General features: G+C 72.2%; 14 protein-coding genes. 6 read left to right on the forward strand and 8 right to left on the reverse strand.

The window, feature by feature from the left end; all coding sequences use genetic code 11:
* Positions 1-40: 40 nt before the first annotated feature.
* The 3 genes from ABZ635_RS17140 to ABZ635_RS17150 form a co-directional block, all read right to left on the reverse strand.
* Positions 41-1,462 carry an aldehyde dehydrogenase family protein gene (locus ABZ635_RS17140; RefSeq protein ID WP_357765702.1) on the reverse strand — a complete coding sequence of 474 codons (1,422 nt, stop codon included), beginning with the start codon at positions 1,460-1,462 and terminating at the stop codon, positions 41-43.
* 139 nt (positions 1,463-1,601) lie between these two features.
* Positions 1,602-1,757: a hypothetical protein gene (locus tag ABZ635_RS17145; RefSeq protein ID WP_357765705.1), complete on the reverse strand. Its 156-nt coding sequence runs from the start codon at positions 1,755-1,757 to the stop codon at positions 1,602-1,604.
* Positions 1,758-1,772: 15 nt separating this feature from the next.
* Positions 1,773-2,408 carry a DsbA family protein gene (locus ABZ635_RS17150; RefSeq protein WP_357765708.1) on the reverse strand — a complete coding sequence of 212 codons (636 nt, stop codon included), beginning with the start codon at positions 2,406-2,408 and terminating at the stop codon, positions 1,773-1,775.
* Positions 2,409-2,665: 257 nt separating this feature from the next.
* Between ABZ635_RS17150 and pepN the strand changes: the two genes are divergently transcribed.
* Positions 2,666-5,209 carry an aminopeptidase N gene (gene pepN / locus ABZ635_RS17155; RefSeq protein WP_357765711.1) on the forward strand — a complete coding sequence of 848 codons (2,544 nt, stop codon included), beginning with the start codon at positions 2,666-2,668 and terminating at the stop codon, positions 5,207-5,209.
* An 85-nt stretch (positions 5,210-5,294) separates the two neighbouring features.
* Here pepN and malQ read toward each other — a convergent pair whose 3' ends face one another.
* Entirely contained in the window at positions 5,295-7,328 is a 2,034-nt protein-coding gene (malQ, locus tag ABZ635_RS17160) for a 4-alpha-glucanotransferase (protein ID WP_357765713.1), read from the reverse strand.
* A gap of 195 nt (positions 7,329-7,523) precedes the next feature.
* Here malQ and ABZ635_RS17165 point away from each other — a divergent pair, with 195 nt between their 5' ends.
* The gene (locus tag ABZ635_RS17165; RefSeq protein WP_357765716.1) at positions 7,524-8,894 is read left to right on the forward strand and encodes an MFS transporter; all 1,371 of its coding nucleotides are present in this window, start codon (positions 7,524-7,526) and stop codon (positions 8,892-8,894) included.
* Here ABZ635_RS17165 and ABZ635_RS17170 read toward each other — a convergent pair.
* A complete protein-coding gene (locus ABZ635_RS17170; protein WP_357765719.1) occupies positions 8,791-10,230 on the reverse strand; it encodes an amidase in 1,440 nt (479 codons plus the stop codon). The two genes, ABZ635_RS17165 and ABZ635_RS17170, sit on opposite strands and share 104 nt — an antisense overlap.
* A gap of 209 nt (positions 10,231-10,439) precedes the next feature.
* Here ABZ635_RS17170 and ABZ635_RS17175 point away from each other — a divergent pair, with 209 nt between their 5' ends.
* Together ABZ635_RS17175 and ilvD are read left to right on the forward strand one after the other, a co-directional pair.
* Positions 10,440-11,225, forward strand: coding sequence for a nuclease-related domain-containing protein (locus ABZ635_RS17175; protein ID WP_357765769.1), 786 nt, complete (start codon positions 10,440-10,442; stop codon positions 11,223-11,225).
* Between the two features lie 232 nt (positions 11,226-11,457).
* Positions 11,458-13,320 (forward strand): dihydroxy-acid dehydratase, encoded by a 1,863-nt coding sequence (gene ilvD / locus ABZ635_RS17180; protein WP_357765721.1) that lies wholly within the window; start codon positions 11,458-11,460, stop codon positions 13,318-13,320.
* A gap of 10 nt (positions 13,321-13,330) precedes the next feature.
* Here the strand turns inward: ilvD and ABZ635_RS17185 are convergent, their stop codons facing one another.
* Positions 13,331-13,537 carry a zinc ribbon domain-containing protein gene (locus tag ABZ635_RS17185; protein ID WP_357765724.1) on the reverse strand — a complete coding sequence of 69 codons (207 nt, stop codon included), beginning with the start codon at positions 13,535-13,537 and terminating at the stop codon, positions 13,331-13,333.
* Between the two features lie 151 nt (positions 13,538-13,688).
* Positions 13,689-14,189, reverse strand: coding sequence for an HNH endonuclease (locus ABZ635_RS17190; protein WP_017545170.1), 501 nt, complete (start codon positions 14,187-14,189; stop codon positions 13,689-13,691).
* Between the two features lie 378 nt (positions 14,190-14,567).
* On the opposite strand from ABZ635_RS17190, the gene ABZ635_RS17195 reads away from it, so the two are divergent.
* Together ABZ635_RS17195 and ABZ635_RS17200 are read left to right on the forward strand one after the other, a co-directional pair.
* Positions 14,568-16,661, forward strand: a complete 2,094-nt coding sequence (locus ABZ635_RS17195; RefSeq protein ID WP_357765727.1) for a prolyl oligopeptidase family serine peptidase — start codon at positions 14,568-14,570, stop codon at positions 16,659-16,661.
* Between the two features lie 148 nt (positions 16,662-16,809).
* Positions 16,810-17,247: a thioesterase family protein gene (locus ABZ635_RS17200; protein WP_357765729.1), complete on the forward strand. Its 438-nt coding sequence runs from the start codon at positions 16,810-16,812 to the stop codon at positions 17,245-17,247.
* Positions 17,248-17,256: 9 nt separating this feature from the next.
* On the opposite strand, the gene ABZ635_RS17205 is transcribed toward ABZ635_RS17200, so the two are convergent.
* Positions 17,257-17,805, reverse strand: coding sequence for a globin (locus tag ABZ635_RS17205; RefSeq protein WP_357765732.1), 549 nt, complete (start codon positions 17,803-17,805; stop codon positions 17,257-17,259).
* Between the last annotated feature and the right edge of the window lie 34 nt (positions 17,806-17,839).

Raw genomic sequence — 17,839 nt, forward strand, 5'->3', positions numbered from 1 at the left:
CGTCGGACCATGGTAAGGGCGGTGAGAACGGCCACAGGGTTCACCGTTGCACGGACTTGACCTCGCAGAACTCCACCAGGCCCGGCAGTCCCCACTCGCGACCGTTGCCGGAGCGCTTGTACCCGCCGAAGGGGGCGCGGGGGTTGAGCGCGCCGCCGTTCAGTTCGACCTGTCCCGCGCGCAGGCGCCGGGCCACCGCCATCCCCTCGTCGGGGTCGGCCGACCACACGGCGGCGCTGAGCCCGTACACGGTGTCGTTGGCGATCCGCACCGCCTCCTCGACGGTGTCGTAGGGGATGAGGGCCAGGACCGGGCCGAAGATCTCCTCCTGGGCGACACGCATGTCGTTGCGCACGTCGGCGAGGACGGTCGGGCGGACGTAGTAGCCCACGGGCCGCTCCTCGACCGGCCCGGGTCCGCCGGTGACCACCCGGGCGCCCTCCTCCATGCCGAGGTCGACGTAGGAGCGGACCCGGTCCCGCTGCGCGGCGGAGACCAGCGGTCCCAGACGGGTGGAGTCGTCCTCGGGGTCGCCCGGGACGTACTTGGCGGCGGAGGCGGCGGCCAGTTCCACCGCCTCCTCGTAGGAGTCGCGGTGCACGAGCATACGGGTGAGGGCGTTGCAGCTCTGGCCGGTGTTGCGCATGACGTCGGCGACACCGCGCCTGACCGCCTTGGCGAGGTCGGCACCGGGCAGGATCACGTTGGGCGACTTCCCGCCCAGTTCCAGGGAGACCCGCTTGACCGTCTCGGCCGCCACCCGCGACACCCGGACTCCGGCGCGGGTGGAACCGGTGAAGGAGACCATGTCCACTCCGGGGTGGGCGGCGATCGCCTCGCCCACCACGGCCCCGGTGCCGGAGACCAGGTTGAACACGCCCGCGGGCAGACCGGCCTCGTGCAGGACCCCCGCGAGCCAGTAGGCGCTGAGCGGTGCGACCTCGCTCGGCTTGAGCACCACGGTGTTGCCCGCGAGGAGGGCGGGGACGACCTTCAGGACGACCTGGTGCAACGGGTAGTTCCACGGGGTGATGGCGCCGACCACGCCGACCGGCTCGTGCACGACCAGGCTGTTGCCGACCTCCTCGCCGCCGAAGTAGCGCTCCCCGTGCTCCTCGACGAGATCGATGTAGGTGCGGAACACGCGCGCGGGCAGCCCGGCCTGCACCTTGGTCGCGAAGGTGGCGGGGGCGCCCACGTCGGCGGTGAGCACGCGGGCGACCTCGTCGAGCCCCGCCTCGAACAGTTCCAGCGCGCGGGACAGGTGGGTGACGCGCTGGCCCGGGGAGAGCGCGGACCACGCGGGGAGGGCCGCTCCGGCCGCGGCGACCGCGGCGTCGACGTCGGCGGCGGCCCCCGCCGGGACGGTGTCGATGACCTGTTCGGTCGCCGGGTTGACCACGTCGATGGCCTCGGTGGAGGCGGAGTCGCGCCAGGCGCCGTCGATGTAGAGGGATCGCATGGCCCCACTGTCGCAGAACGCGGTTCGGGTTGGCCAGGGCGGCCCGGGTCCGGAACGGGTTCGGGGCGAGTGGCCGCGGGAACCACGGTCACCCGCCCCGAAGGCGTGTGTCGGAGCCGCGCCGTGCGCCGCTCGCGGGTCAGCCCCAGTGCGGGGGCCGGTCGGCGATCAGCCGCGCGGTGGAGTCCTCGTCGCTGTCGCCCCACCCCTCGGAACGTTCGTCGCTCGTGGTGTCGGGCAGGAGGTCGAGGTCGTCGAGGAAGGTGGCGCGGCGGTCGCCGTCAGGCCCTGGCATCGGTACTCCCGGTGGTCAGTCGAAGATGGGTGAGCGCGTGCGGGTGCGCTTGAGCTCGAAGAACCCGTCGGTGCCGGCGACCAGGCGCACGCCGTCCCACAGCTTCCCGGCGGCCTCGCCGCGCGGGACCGGGGAGACGACCGGGCCGAAGAAGGCCACGTCCTCCACCTGGACGACGGGCGTGCCGACGTCCTCCCCCACCAGCTTCATCGCCTCGGCGTGCGAGGCGCGCAGGGCCTCATCGTACGCGGTGGAGTCGGCGGCCTCGGCCAGGTCCTCCGGCAGCCCGGCGTCGGCCAGCGCGGCCCGCAGGGTGTCGGTGGTCCGCGGCTCGCCCTCGTGGTGGTAGCGGGTGCCCAGGGCCGTGTAGAGGGCGCCCAGCACCTCGGGGCCGAAGCGCTGTTCGGCCGCCACGCACACGCGCACGGCCCCCCACGCCTGGTCGTTGAAACGCCGGTAGTCCTCGGGCAGGTCACGTCCCTCGTTGAGCACGCTCAGGCTCATCACGTGCCAGCGCACGGTCACGGGGCGGACCGTCTCGACCTCCAGCAGCCAGCGGGAGGTGATCCACGCCCAGGGGCAGGCCGGGTCGAACCACATGTCCGCGTACACGGTCTCCCGCTCACCGGACCGCGCGGGGGTCTCGTTCATCACTGCTCCTCGTCTGGGGCCGAGGTGACGGCCCCGGGGGAAGGTCGGTTCCGGTGGCCGCGCGACCGAGCCCGGACGCACCCCCACCACCGATCGTCAACCACGGTGATCGGTTGCGCATTCCAGTCCGGTGCGTGGCAGGATCGATCCGACGACAACGACCTCCGACCCCGACGGCCCACCCCCGGTCGGCGGGCTCGACCCGGTCGACAACCGATTCCGGCCGACGACGAAGACGGCCGTGAAGGGAGCGTGGCGTGGCAGGGAACCTGACACGGGACGAGGCCAAGGAGCGGGCCCGCATTCTCAGCGTGGACTCCTACGCCGTGGAGCTGGACCTCACCACCGGTGACGAGACCTTCCGGTCCACCACCGCGGTGCGCTTCTCCAGTTCGGAACCGGGTGCGCGGACCTTCGTCGACCTGGCGGCGCCGAGTGTGCGCAGCGCCGTCCTGAACGGGCGCGAGCTGGACGCGGACCAGCTGTTCGACGGCGAGCGGCTCACCCTGCCGGACCTGGCCGCGGAGAACGAGCTGACGGTGGTGGCCGACGCCGCCTACATGCGCACGGGCGAGGGCCTGCACCGCTTCGTCGATCCGGTCGACGACTCGGTGTACCTGTACAGCCAGTTCGAGACGGCCGACGCGCACCGCATGTTCACGTGCTTCGACCAGCCCGACCTCAAGGCCACGTTCGAGCTGACCGTGTTCGCCCCGCCGTCGTGGGAGGTCGTCTCCAACAGCGCCCCGGACGTGGAGCGCGAGGCGGCGGGCGAGGAGCGCGTGCGCTGGCACTTCCCCGCGACCCAGGTCATGTCCACCTACATCACCGCGCTGATCGCCGGCCCCTACCACGTGGTCCGCGACGAGCACGACGGCATCCCGCTGGGCCTGTACTGCCGCGCCTCGCTCGCCGAACACCTGGACTCCGAGGCGCTGTTCGAGGTCACCAAGCAGGGCTTCGACTTCTTCCACGGCCTGTTCGACCTGCGCTACCCGTTCGGCAAGTACGACCAGCTGTTCGTGCCCGAGTTCAACGCGGGCGCCATGGAGAACGCGGGCGCTGTCACCTTCCTGGAGGACTACGTCTTCCGCTCGCGGGTCACCGACGCCCGCTACGAGCGGCGCGCCGAGACGATCCTGCACGAGATGGCGCACATGTGGTTCGGCGACCTCGTCACCATGCGCTGGTGGGACGACCTGTGGCTGAACGAGTCGTTCGCGACCTACGCGAGCGTGTACTGCCAGGTCAACGCCACCCAGTGGTCAGACGCCTGGACGACCTTCGCCAACGTGGAGAAGGCGTGGGCGCTGCGCCAGGACCAGCTGCCCTCGACCCACCCCATCGCCGCCGACATGGTCGACATCCAGGCGGTGGAGGTCAACTTCGACGGCATCACCTACGCCAAGGGCGCCTCGGTCCTCAAGCAGCTGGCCGCGTACGTGGGCGTGGACGCGTTCTTCGCGGGCGTGCGCGCCTACTTCAAGGAGAACGCGTTCGGCAACACCGAGCTGCGCGACCTCCTCAAGCACCTGGAGGCCGCCTCCGGCCGCGACCTGTCCGGCTGGTCGAAGGAATGGTTGGAGACCACGGGCGTCAACACCATGCGCCCGGAGTTCGAGGTGGACGCGGACGGGAACTTCACGTCGTTCGCGGTCCTCCAGGAGGCCGACCCCGAGCACCCCACGCTGCGCTCGCACCGGCTGGCCGTGGGCCTGTACGACCGCACCGCCGACGGCGTCGTGCGACGCGAGCGCGTGGAGCTGGACGTCAGCGGCGCGCGTACCGAGGTCGCCGAGCTGGTGGGCAGGGCGCGGCCGGACCTGGTGCTCATCAACGACGACGACCTGACCTTCACCAAGATCCGTCTGGACGAGCGCTCCCTGCGCACGGTGGTGGAGGGCGCGGGCCGCATTCGCGAGTCGCTGCCGCGCGCGCTCGCCTTCGGCGCCGCCTGGGACATGACCCGCGACGGCGAGATGGCGGCCCGGGACTACGTCGACCTGGTGATCTCCGGGATCAGCGGCGTCGACGACGTCACCGTGGCCCAGACCCTGCTCCGCCAGGCGTCGGGGGCGCTGTTCAACTACGCCGACCCGGAGTGGCGCCCGACCGGTTTCGCCCGGCTGGCCGACCGGCTGAGCGAGCTTCTGTCGTCCGCCGAGCCCGGCGGCGACCTCCAGCTGGCCTACGTCAACGCCCTGGCCGACGCCGCCGTGACCGACGCCCACCTGTCCCTGCTGCGCGGGTTGCTGGACGGCGCGATCACCGTGGAGGGCCTGGAGGTCGACACGGACCTGCGCTGGACCCTGCTGCGCCGCCTGGTCGCCGCCGGTGAGGCGGGAGAGGCCGAGATCGCCGCCGAGCTGGAGGCCGACCCGACGGCCGCCGGGCAGCGCAACGCCGCGGGCGCCCGGGCGGCGATCCCCACGGCCGAGGCCAAGGAGACCGCGTGGGAGCGGATCGTCGGCGGGGAGCTGGCCAACGCCGAGTTCCGCGCCACCCTTCTGGGCTTCACTGAGCCGCGTCAGGCGGAGCTGTACCGCCCCTACCTGGAGCGGTACTTCGCCCAGCTGGCCCCGGCCTGGGAGAAGTGGACGGGTGAGTTCGCGCAGACCTTCGCCGAGGTGGTCTACCCGAGCCAGCTCGTGGAGGAGGCGACCCTGGAGCGCACCGACGCCTACATCGCGGAGCACTCCCCCGCTCCGGCGCTGTACCGCCTGCTGATCGAGGGGCGGGCCGGTGTGGAGCGCGCCCTGCGCGCCCGCGCCAGGGACGCCGCCGCCGGTGAGGAAGGCTGACCGGCACCACCGTGACGAGCGGGACGGCCCCCGTGCGCGTGTGCGCCCGGGGGCCGTCCCGTGTGCGGACCCGGTCCGTCTGCGGCTACAGACCGTGTCCCCGGTGGCCCAGGGGCCCCAGCGCCCTGCGTACGCGGGCGACCATCCGGGGGTCGGCGAGCAGTTCGTCCACCAGGACCGGTTCGCCCTCGCCGCTGGTGAGCGGTATCCGCCAGTTCGGGTACTCGGTGCTGGTGCCCGGCTGGTTCTGCATGCGGCGCTCCCCCACCAGGTCGGTGAGCGCGACGCCCAGCATCCGCGACGGGGTGGCCGCCAGGTAGGCGTGCATCGCCGCGACCACGGACGCGGGGTCGCCGACCGGGTCGGCGTCCTCCTCCAACAACCCCAGGTACACCAGGAGCGCGCACCACTGGGCCACCCGCGCCTCGGAGGCCGCCCGCTCCTCGGCCACCGGCCGGTCCAGCAGTCCGAGGCGGGCGCGCAGCTCCACGTGCTCGGCGGACAGGTAGGAGGAGACCGGCGGCAGGTCGTGCGTGGCCACGGTGGCCAGGCAGTCCCGCCGCCACCCGTCGGGGGTGAGCGGCTCCCCGTCCCCGTCGTTCTCGAACCACAGGACGGAGGTGCCGAGCACACCGCGGTCGGCGAGGTGGTCGCGCACCCACGGTTCGACGGTGCCCAGATCCTCGCCGACGACCACCGCGTCGGCGCGGCGCGCCTCCAGGAGCAGCGCACCGACCATGCCCTCGTGGTCGTAGCGCAGGTAGGTGCCCTGGTCGGGAGAGGCCCCCTCGGGCACGCACCAGAGGCGGAACAGGCCCATGACGTGATCCATCCGCAGGCCGCCCGCGTGCCGCAGCGCCTGCGAGACGATCTGCCGGAACGGCCCGTAGCCCAGTTCGGCCAGGCGGTTCGGGTTCCAGGGCGGCTGTCCCCAGTCCTGGCCCCGCCGGTTGAACTCGTCCGGCGGGGCACCCGCGTGCAGCCCGGGCACGAGGGCGTCGCCGTACATCCAGGCGTCGGCGCCGCCCGCGCGCACGCCGATGGCGAGGTCGTGCACGATCCCCAGGGCCATGCCGCTGTCGAGGGCGCCGTCCTGGGCACGGGCGAGCTGTTCGTCCAGGACCCACTGGAGCCAGCGGTGGAACTCCACGCGCGGCCACAGGTCCAGGGCGCGCCGTCCGACCGCGAGCGAGCCCACGTCGCGCAGTTCCGGGGGCCAGGCACGGTGGTCGGGGCCGTGCTCCTCCGCCAGGGCCGACCACGTCGCGAACTCCACCAGGGGCTGGCCCTCGCGTTCGAGGTAGTGGCGCAGGGCCTCCTCCCGGCCCGGTGCGCGCGACACCTGGAAGAGGATCTCCAGGGCGGCGCGCTTGGCCTCCCAGACGGCGTCGCGGTCCAGGAGGTCGGCGGTGCGGCCGCGCTCGCGCAACGGCCGGGCCAGGCGCTGGATGCCCTCACGCTGGGAGGGGTCGAGCCGCGCGTACTCGGGGACGTCCTCCACCCGGATGTACAGGGGGCTGGAGTAGCGGCGGCTGACCGGCAGGTACGGGGAGGGTTCGAGCGGTGTCGCGGGCCCGCTCGCGTGCACCGGGTTGATCAGGGTGAAGTCGGCGCCCAGGTCCCGGGCGCTCCACTCGGCGAGCTCGGAGAGGTCGCGCAGGTCGCCGGTTCCCCAGGAGGCTCGCGAGCGCACGCTGTAGACCTGGGCCATGAGCCCCCACAGGCGGCGGTGCTCACGCAGGGCGGTGGGGTCGATCCGGTCGGGGACGACCAGGATCGGGGAGTCGTGCTCGACCCCCTGGTCGGTCACCCTCAGGGTGTGCGCGCCCAGGGGCAGCCCGGGATCGAACGGCAGCAGTGCGCCGTCCGCCGTCTCCACCGAACAGCGTGCGCCCTCGGGCAGCGCCAGGTCGGGTGCCTTGCCCTCGCGCACCACCACGGCGGGCGGCAGGAGACCGCGCCCGGGGTCCGGGCCGGGGTCGGCCGGGTCCACCCCCAGGGCCGTCAGGACATGGCGGATCGTGTCCGGACCGACGGACACCCGTCGGCCCCGCCAGTCCTCGTACGCGGTCGCGATCCCGTGGCGCCCGGCCAGCCGGGTCAGCTCAACGTCCCTCACAGACACCGATCATGCCCCACGGGAGCGCGCGTACACGGGAGGACGCCACGGTGTGGGGTCAGAACGCGTACGCGGGTCGCCCGCGCGGCGCCCTTCCGGGTCCGCGCGGCGCCCCTCTCAGCCGCCCCCGCGCGTGCGTGGACCGGGCCGCAATCCCGTGGCGGAAGACCCGGTGGGAGCTGCATAATCGAACACGTGCTCGCCAACTACCGACGGCTGTTCGCCGTGCCCCACGTCCTGTCCCTGCTGTCCTGGTCCCTCGCGGCCAGGTTCTACACGCCGGGGCTGATGATCGGGGTGACGTTCCTGGTTCAGGGATGGACGGGCTCGTACACCCTGGCGGGGCTGGTGGCGGGCGCGTTCACCCTGGGCATGGCACTGGTGGGACCGTTGCGCGGGCGCATGGCCGACCGCGGCCACAGCGACCGTCTGGTGCTCGTGTGCGGGGTGGTGTTCACGGTCGGATTGACGACCCTGGCGCTGCTGCCCGCCTCGCTGTGGTGGGTCTCCCTGCCGCTGGCCCTGGGCACCGGGTTGTTCGGTACCCCGGCCAACCAGATCGTGCGCGCCCTGTGGCCGCGCCTGACGACGGGTCCCGAACGGCAGGCGATCTACGCGGCCGAGGCCACCACCCAGGAGTTGGTGTTCGTCTTCTCGCCCATCCTCACCGCCGGTGTCGTGGCGATGGCCGGCCCCCGCTGGGCCCTGCTGCTCCTGGGGGTTCTGGGGTTGCTTGGAGCGGTGGGGTTCGCACTCTCACTGCGCCGCGCGGGGGTCACCGGACCGGCCGAGCGCCCGGCGGAGGCCGACGGGGACGGTACGGGCGGCCGCCGCTCCGGCCGGGCCGACCGCAGCCTGCTCCTGCTCCCGGCCCTCTTCCTGCTGTTCGCCATGTGCGGGATGATCGTCTCCGGCGTGGTCGGCATGGACCTGGTGATCGTGGCCTGGGCCAACGAGCTGGGCGCTCCCCACTACGTCATGGTGCTGGCCTCGGTGTGGGCGCTGGGCTCCCTGGTGGGCGGCGCGGTGGCCGGGTCGCTGCGGGGCAGGCCGCGGCTGTCACTGCGCGCCTTCGCCGCCGCCCTGGGCATCGCGGTGCTGATCCCCTTCATGCCCCCGGTCAGCCACCTTCCGACCCCTCTGCTGCTCACCCCGCTGCTCTTCGTGTCGGGACTGGCGCTGGCCCCCACCCTGGCCGCCGTGATGGGCCGCCTGGGCGACACCGCCCCCGCCCACCGCAGAGCGGAGGCCTTCGGCTGGATGGCCACCGCCATGAGCGTCGGCGCCGCGTTGGCGGGACCGCTGACCGGTGCGCTGGTGGACTCCGTCGGCATCGCGGGCGGGGCGCTGGGCGCCACCGTCATGGTCCTGCTGTCCGCCGTGCTGAGCCTCTTCCTGGGACGGTTCTCCGGGGCCGCGGGAGCCTCGGCCCCGGCCCCGGGCAGCGCCGCCCGGGAGCAGGTCAGTCCGTCCATCCCGGGGGGACCCGGTGCGCCCACGGGCGTGCCCGCTCCAGCTGGGCCGACAGGGACAGCAGGGTCCCCTCTCCCCCCATCCGCCCCGTGAGCATGGAACCGATCGGCAGTCCCTCCGACGACCAGTGCAGCGGGACGCTCACCGAGGGCTGACCGGTCACGTTGTAGAGCGACGTGAACGGCGTGAACTCGGTCATGAGCCGGAACTCCTCCTCGGGCCCGCCCGAGGTGAAGTGCCCGATCGGCACCGCCGGCCGGGCCAGCGTGGGGCTCAGGACGGCGTCGAAGCCGGACGTGGCCGCGAGCAGGGCCCGTGTGCCGTGCTGGAGGCGGGCGGTGGCCGCCATCAGCTCGGGCACGGTGGTCCGGCGGGCACGTTCGCGCAGCCAGCGGTTGATCGGAGTGAGCTCGTTCTCGCGTGCCGGGTCGACGGGCGAGGCCGAGGCGATCGCGGCCCACAGGTACTGGAAGTCCTCCAAGTAGGAGCCCCCGAAGACGGTCTCACCGGGGTTGTCGATCTCCTCGACCTCGTGCCCGAGTTCCAGGAGCAGCCGGGTGGTGTCCTCGTGCGCGGCGACCACGTCGGGGTGGACTCCGATACCGGTGGCCCCGGTGTCGCGGTAACGGGCGACGCGCAACCTGCCCGGTTCGCGCCGGGCGTGGTCCACGAAGGTCCCGCCGCCGGGGGGCGGAGGGGCGGTGTGGAGGTCCCCGGGCAGGTGGCACTCCATGGCGTCCAGCATCAGCGCGGCGTCCAGGACGGAACGGGTGATCGGCCCCGCCGTCGACAGCCCGTGGAAGTCGGCCCGGTCCGGGCCGAGGGAGATCCGGCCCCGGGTGGGCTTGAGCCCGAACAGGCCGCAGACGCTGGCGGGGATGCGGACGGAGCCGCCGCCGTCGCTGGCCTGGGCGACCGGCGCGAGCCCTGCGGCCACGGCGGCGGCCGCGCCCCCGCTGGAACCGCCCGGGGAGAGATCAGTGTCCCAGGGGTTGCGGCTGGGCGGGGCGACGCCGTTCTCGGTGTGGCAGGTGGACCCGAACTCAGGAGTGTTGGTCTTCCCGAGGAACACGGCGCCGGCGTCGCGCAGCCGGGAGACCATCGCCGAGTCCCGGGGGGCCACGTGGTCGGAGTACACGCGTGAGCCGAACGTGACACGTACCCCGGCGACGGTGTCGAGGTCCTTGATCGGCACGGGGACCCCGAGGAGCGGTGGAAGGTCGTCCGGCGTGTCGTTCACGACCCGTTTCTCCGCGTTTCGGGCCTGATCCAAAGCCAATTCTTCGGTAACCGTAACGTAGGCACCGTATCGGTCGTCCAACCTCCGAATACGATCCAGAAAGTGCTCAGCGATCTCAACAGGTGACAGTTCACGACTGCGGACCAACGCCGCGATCCGGTACGCGGGAAGTTCATGGATTCTGGTCATGCCACCCGAGGTTAACCGGGTAGGGCAACGGGCACCACGCCGGGGACGGCACTTCTCTAGAGAGATGGCGAAAGGGCAATCCTTCCCCGTTCAGCCGCCCCGGACACGCTTGGGCACCCGAACACCAGGGAAGAAAACTGTGAGAAGTCATGCACTAGGACTCGGATATGGATGGAACTAACCTGTCCGTCGTGGAATCGGCAACCAGAGTGAACGGTCGTAGCTCAACCTCCGGCGGGTCGGAGCCCGAACGGCCCGAAACCCTCTTCTTCCCCAACCAGCGCAAGGAAGGCGGCGCGGCCAGCACCAAGGCCCTCTACGGGGCCCTGAAGTCGAACGACGCCGTCCGTCGCTGGATCATACGGAGCGTCCCGGCCGGAGCGGTCGCGGGCGGCTTCGGCATGCTCACCGGGGACTGGAGGGTCGGCGTCACCATCGGCCTCGGCGTCCTGGTCTCCGTCATGGTGTGGAGCGCACGCCGTGAGTCGGAGATCCCCCGGTGGCGCAAGCCCTCCGCCGCCCAGCGCCGCACGGAGGTCCAGCTCAAACTCATGAAGCAGCTCGGCTACCGCGTCCTCCACGCACGCGCCGTACCCGGCGGCAACGGTCAGATCGACCACTTCATCGTGGGTCGGCGCGGAGCCTTCGCCATCGACTCGGAGTCCTGGGACAAGCGCCTCCCGCTGCGCAACAAGCTGGAGAAGCTCTACCACGGACGGTTCAGCAAGAACGAACGCATCGACGAGGCCCTGGAGGAGGCCAAGCGCGCGGAGGAGCTGATCAGCAAGGAGCTCGGCCGCGACATCTCGGTGCGCGCCTCCCTGGCCATCTACGGTCCGGGCATGCCCTGGGACAGCCACCGGCTGCGGGGCGTGGACATCATCACCGGCACCAAGGTCCGCAAGTGGCTGCGCAGTGGCCGGGACCGCCTGAGCGAGACCGAGATCGAGGAGATCTACCAGGCCGCGAAGAAGGCCCTGCCGCCACGTTACTGACCTCCTCCCCCTCGCCCGCTCCGAGGCCCGGAACCGGCCGCTCCGCCGCGCCCTCCGGGCCTCTCGCACGTCCGGCCGGGACTCCGACGCACCGCGCGCACGCCCGGCGCCCCGCCGCCCACCTCGGCTCATCTCACCATTCGGAACGCTCGTCTCCCCCGGCGAGACCGAAGCTACCCCCGGAGGGGACTACCATCGTGGGGAAACACCCGCGACGATGGGAGTCCACCCCATGCCAGCCCTACGCTCACGCACGGTCACCCACGGCAGGAACATGGCAGGTGCCCGCGCCCTCATGCGCGCCACCGGCGTGGAGCGCGAGGACTTCGGCAAGCCCATCGTGGCCGTGGCCAACAGTTTCACGGAGTTCGTGCCCGGACACGTGCACCTGCGCGAGGTCGCCGAGGTCGTCGCGAACGCCATCCGCCAGGCGGGCGGCGTGCCGCGCGAGTTCAACTCCATCGCCGTCGACGACGGCATCGCGATGGGACACGGCGGCATGCTCTACTCGCTGCCCAGCCGCGAACTGATCGCCGACTCCGTCGAGTACATGGTCAACGCCCACTGCGCCGACGCCCTGGTGTGCGTGTCCAACTGCGACAAGATCACCCCGGGCATGCTGCTCGCGGCGATGCGCCTGAACATCCCCACCGTGTTCGTCTCCGGCGGCCCCATGGAGGCCGGGAAGGTCACGGTGGTCGACGGCACCGCCACCACCGTCCGCAAGCTCGACCTGATCAACCCCATGATCGCGGCGGCGGACGAGAGCGTCTCGCAGGCCGAGCTGGACGAGATGGAGGAGAACGCCTGCCCCACCTGCGGCTCCTGCTCCGGCATGTTCACCGCCAACTCCATGAACTGCCTCACCGAGGCCCTGGGGCTGGCCCTGCCCGGCAACGGCACCGTCCTGGCCACCCACACCGCCCGCAAGGCCCTCTACGAGGACGCCGGGCGCCTGGTCGTGGAGGCCGCACAGCGCTACTACCGCGACGACGACGCCTCGGTGCTGCCGCTGTCCATCGCCACCCCCGCCGCCTTCGGCAACGCCATGGCCCTGGACGTGGCCATGGGCGGGTCGACCAACACGATCCTGCACCTGCTCGCCACCGCCACCGAGGCGGGCGTCGACTTCGGGCTGCCCGAGATCGACGCCGTCTCCCGCCGCGTCCCGTGCCTGTGCAAGGTGGCTCCGAACACGGAGAAGTACCACATCGAGGACGTCCACCGGGCGGGCGGCATCCCCGCCATCCTGGGCGAACTGGCCCGGGGCGGCCTGCTCGACACCTCGCTGCCCACCGTGCACGGCAGGACCGTGGGCGAGCTGCTCGCCGACTGGGACATCGCCTCCGGCACGGCGCTGCCCGAGGCCGTCGAGCTCTTCCACGCGGCCCCGGGAGGCGTGCGCACGACGAAGGCCTACTCGCAGAGCGTCCGCTGGGACACCCTGGACACCGACCGCGAGAACGGCTGTGTCCGCTCCGTCGAGCACGCCTACACCAAGGACGGCGGCCTGGCCGTGCTGTTCGGCAACCTCGCCCCCGACGGCGCGATCGTCAAGACCGCCGGTGTGGAGGAGGAGCTGTGGACCTTCTCCGGGCCCGCCCGGGTCTTCGAGTCGCAGGACGACGCCGTGGACGGCATCCTCAACAAGCGGGTCGAACCCGGTGACGTGGTCGTCATCCGCTACGAGGGCCCCCGGGGCGGTCCCGGGATGCAGGAGATGCTCTACCCGACCAGCTTCCTCAAGGGCCGGGGCCTGGGCAAGGCCTGCGCGCTCATCACCGACGGCCGCTTCTCCGGCGGCACCTCGGGGCTGTCCATCGGCCACGCCTCGCCCGAGGCCGCGGCAGGCGGCGACATCGCCCTGGTCGAGGACGGCGACACCATCAGCATCGACATCCCCCACCGGGGCCTGGTGCTGGAGGTCGCCGAAGAGGAGCTGAACGCCCGCCGGGAACGCCTGCTCAAGGAGCTGGGGCGGTTCCGGCCGCGCGACCGCGAACGCCCCGTGACCGCCGCGCTGCGCGCCTACGCCGCGATGGCCACCTCGGCCTCCACGGGCGCCGCGCGCGACGTCAGCCAGATCGAGGGGTAAGACCGGCAACTCAGCCGCAGCAGCCGCCCCCGCAACAGCCTCCGCCACCGGAGGAGGCGGGGGCGGCGGCGCGTCCGCCCACGGCCACGGTGGACAGCAGGCGCACGGTGTCGCCGTGCCCCTCGGGGCAGTCGGCGGGGGTGTCGGACTCCGCCATGGGACGGGAGAGTTCGAAGGTGTCGCCGCACTCGCGGCAGCGGAAGTCGTATCGGGGCATGGGTCCAGGATAGGCCGCGACGGGGCTCCGGCTCCAGCCCCGGGCGGGCCCGCGCGCGGGGACGCCCCCGGGCGGGCCGCGGGTCACGGCTCCGTCCGGGGGCGCTGTCTGGGCCGGGTGGGACGCCCGGAACTTCCGACCCTGCTGCCTCCTAGGCGGCCAGGTGTGCCATGTACGGTTCCCACTGGGGATCACCGTGCAGGTCACCGTTGATCAACCGCCAGTGGGGGCCCTTCGGCACCTTCGGGGTGATGTGCAGCTCCCAGCCGATCTCGTCCAGGAACTTGTCCGCCTTCCGGTGGTTGCACGGCTTGCAGGCCGCCACCACGTTCTCCCACACGTGCGCGCCGCCACGGCTTCGGGGGATGACGTGGTCGATCGTCTCCGCCTTCTTCCCGCAGTAGCCGCAGATGTGCCGGTCCCGCCGCATCAACGCGACCCGGGTGAGGGGCACCCTGCGGCTGTAGGGGACGCTGATGTAGCGCCGAAGCCTGATCACCGACGGCACGTCGTAGGAGCGCGTCGCGGAGTGCAGCACCGCCCCCGCCCCGTCGTCGTGCACGACCTCCGCCTTCTCCCGCAGAACGAGCAGTATCGCTCTGCGCAGGGGCAGTGTCGTCAGTGGTTCGAAGCTGGCGTTGAGTAGCAGCACGTGGCGGCGGGCGGCGCCTGGACCACCCTCCCGGCTGCGTCGGGCGCTCATCGCGTCACCCCGACGGCCGCGAGCGACCGCCGTGTCTCTTCCCCGGCCAGCCGATCAGCCAGCCAGGTGACCTCCCTGTGCACCGACCCGAGGATCGGTGTCTCCGTACGCCTTGCCACACGGACCTCCCGGTGGTTCCCGCCGAGTTGCGTCCCGCATTCAGTTTGCTGGTTCGGACCGCTCCGGCGCCACCCCAATTTACGGCGGCCCGCCCAGAAAACGCGCGTTGTCGCTTTCCGGAACCCATTGTGCGTCCGGTCGCCCCCGTTCGATCCCCCCGCCGCGCCGAACACACACAGTGAGATACCGGTGGATAGGGTGCGAAGTATGCGCGAACTCCGCTATCCCCCGGCCACACGGCTGGACATCAACGAGACCCTCCACGGACACTCCGTCCGCGACCCCTACCGCTGGCTGGAGGACGCCGACTCCACGGACACCAAGGCGTGGTCCGACGCCCAGGACGAGCTGTACGAGAAGCTGTCGGCCGACTACGTGACCCACGACTGGTTCGCCGACCAGGTGCGCTCCCTCATGGGGGCCGGCCACGTCGGAACCCCGGTATGGCGCGGCGACCGGCGCTTCGTCACCCGGCGCGAGCCCGGCCAGGAACACGCCGTTCTGCACGTCAGGGACGGTGACGGCCCCGAACGCGCCCTGATCGACCCCGGCGCCCTCGACCCCTCGGGGCTGACGACGCTCGACGCCTGGCGCCCCTCCCCCGACGGCCGCCTCCTCGCCTACCAGCTCTCCGAGGGCGGCAAGGAGGAGTCGTCGCTGCGCGTGATCGACATCGACTCCGGCGCGCTCGTCGACGGCCCCATCGACCGCACCCGGTACAGTCCGGTCGCCTGGCTCCCGGACGCCTCCGCCTTCTACTACGTGCGGCGTCTGCCCCCCGAAGAGGTACCCGAGGACGAGACCTCCTACCACCGTCGCGTCTACCTGCACCGGCTGGGCACCTCCGAGGAGCGGGACGCGCTCGTCTTCGGCGAGGACCGGGACAAGACCGAGTACTTCGGGGTCGACGTCAGCCGGGACGGTCGCTGGCTCGTACTGACCTCCGTCAGGGGCACCTCGTCGGCCACCAACGCCTGGGTGGCCGACCTGACGGAGGGACCGCTGGAGAGCCCCCGCCTGGTCACCGTCCAGGAGGGCGTGGACTCCGACCTGCACCCGCAGGTGGGCCGGGACGGCCGCCTGTACCTGTTCACCGACCGCGAGGCCCCGCGCGGGCGCCTGTGCGTCGCCGACCCGGCGGCGCCCGGGTACGAGAACTGGACCACGCTGATCCCCGAGGACCCCGAGGCCGTCCTGGAGGGCCACTCCCTGGTGGGCTGGGACGGGCACGGGACCCCCGAGCTCCTGGCCGTGTGGAGCCGCCACGCCGTCAGCGAGGTCACCCGGCACGACCCCGCCACCGGGGAGCGGCTCGGCGCCCTGCCCATGCCGGGACTGGGCAGCCTCGCCGGGCTGAGCACCCGCCCCGAGGGCGGGCACGAGGCGTGGTTCGGCTACACCGACAACACGCGTCCCTCGTCCGTGTACCACTACGACGCCCGCAGCAAGGAGGTGACGCTCGCGGCCAGCCCTCCGGGCGAGATCGACCTGCCCGAGGTCCGCACCGAGCAGGTCGCCTTCACGTCCAAGGACGGCACCACGGTCCGCATGCTGGTGGTCTCCCCCGCCGGGGCCGCCGACGGTCCCAGGCCGACCATCCTCTACGGGTACGGCGGCTTCCAGATCTCCCTCACCCCGGGGTACTCCGCCGCGATCCTGGCGTGGGTGCGCGCCGGGGGCGTCTACGCCGTCGCCAACCTGCGCGGCGGCCTGGAGGAGGGCGAGGCGTGGCACCGGGGCGGCATGCTCGCCAACAAGCAGAACGTGTTCGACGACTGCGCCGCGGCCGCCGAACACCTGATCAGCACCGGGACCACCACTCCGGAGCGGCTCGCCGTCATGGGCGGCAGCAACGGCGGGCTGTTGGTGGGCACGATGGTCACCCAGCGCCCGGACCTGTTCTCGGCCGCCGTCTGTTCGGCCCCGCTCCTCGACATGGTGCGCTACGAGCGCTTCGGCCTCGGTCAGCTGTGGAACGTGGAGTACGGCAGCGCCGAGGACCCCGAACAGCTGGGCTGGCTGCTGGGCTACTCGCCCTACCACAACGTGCGTGAGGGCACCCGGTACCCGGCCACCCTGTTCACGGTGTTCGACAACGACACCCGGGTCGACCCGCTGCACGCCCGCAAGCTGTGCGCCCAGATGCAGTGGGCCACCTCGGCTCCGATCGGGGAGAAGCCGGTCCTGGTGCGCCGCGAGGCCGAGGTGGGGCACAGCTCCCGGTCGGTGAGCCGCAGCGCGGCCCTCACCGCCGACCAGCTCGCCTTCCTCGCCCACCACCTGGGGCTGTCGACCCCCTGACCACCGCCCGGGGGAGATCAACGACACAGGAGGACGGCCTCCCGCGCCGGTGTTCTCCCAGGTGGTGTTTGGGACAATCGTCGAAACCCGGGCGTGCCGCGCACCACACGGTGCGGGGCGCGCCCACCCCGCGGAGAGGACGCAGGACGTGACACAGACCGAGGCCGAGAGCACGGCGGCCACCGGGCCCCGGCGGTACGTTCACCTGGCACAGGTGCGCTACGCCGACCTCGACCCGCAGCAGCACGTGAACAACGTCCGCATGCTGACCTACCTGGAAGACGCCCGGGTCGGGTTCTTGCACTTCGGGGCGGGCGGGGACGACCCCGACGCGTTCGGCGCCACGGTGGTGGCCCGGCAGGAGGCCGACTACGTCGCTCCCCTGCTGCCCCGGGTCGAACCGGTGCGGGTGGAGCTGTGGGTGTCCGGGGTGCGCAACGCCAGCTTCACCATGGACTACGAGATCCGCGACGACGACCGCGTGTACCTGCGCGCGAAGACCGTCCTGGTCGGCTTCGACGTGGCGACGCAGAGCGCCCGGCGCCTCAACGACGCCGAGCGCGCGCTCCTGCACAGGTTCGCCTGAGCGGGGAGGTCACCGCTTCAGGGAGATGGTGACGGCCTCGCCGTCGTCATCGTCGCCCGCCCCCTCGTCCCGCCGCACCCGGCCGTCGCCGCCCACGCGCAGCGAGGTCGGCTCGGCCACCGCCGGAGGCGTGGCCTCCTCGGCCACGTTCACCATGCTGTGCGCGGCCATCACCATGTACTCCCAGAGCTGGCGCTCCAGGACCTCGGGCAGGTCCAGGGAGTCCACGGCGTCACGCATGTGCCGGAGCCACAGGTCCCGCTCGGCCGCACCGATCCGGAACGGCACGTGGCGCATACGCAGGCGCGGATGGCCGCGCTGCTCGTTGTAGGTGCGGGGGCCTCCCCAGTACTGGACGAGGAACAGGCGCAGCCGCTCCTCGGCGGGTCCCAGGTCCTCCTCCGGGTACATGGGCCGCAGCACGGGGTCGTCGGCGACGCCCTCGTAGAAACGGCGGACCAGGCGGGTGAAGGTCTCCTCACCGCCCACGGCCTCGTAGAACGTCATTTGGGCGGGCTGTTCGCCCGCGCTCTGGTGGTCATCACGCGCGGAAGTCATCGCCCCCAGGGTATGCCACGCCCGGGCCCCCTCC

The sequence above is a fragment of the Nocardiopsis sp. NPDC007018 genome, from assembly GCF_040635075.1.
Taxonomy (GTDB): Bacteria; Actinomycetota; Actinomycetes; order Streptosporangiales; family Streptosporangiaceae; genus Nocardiopsis.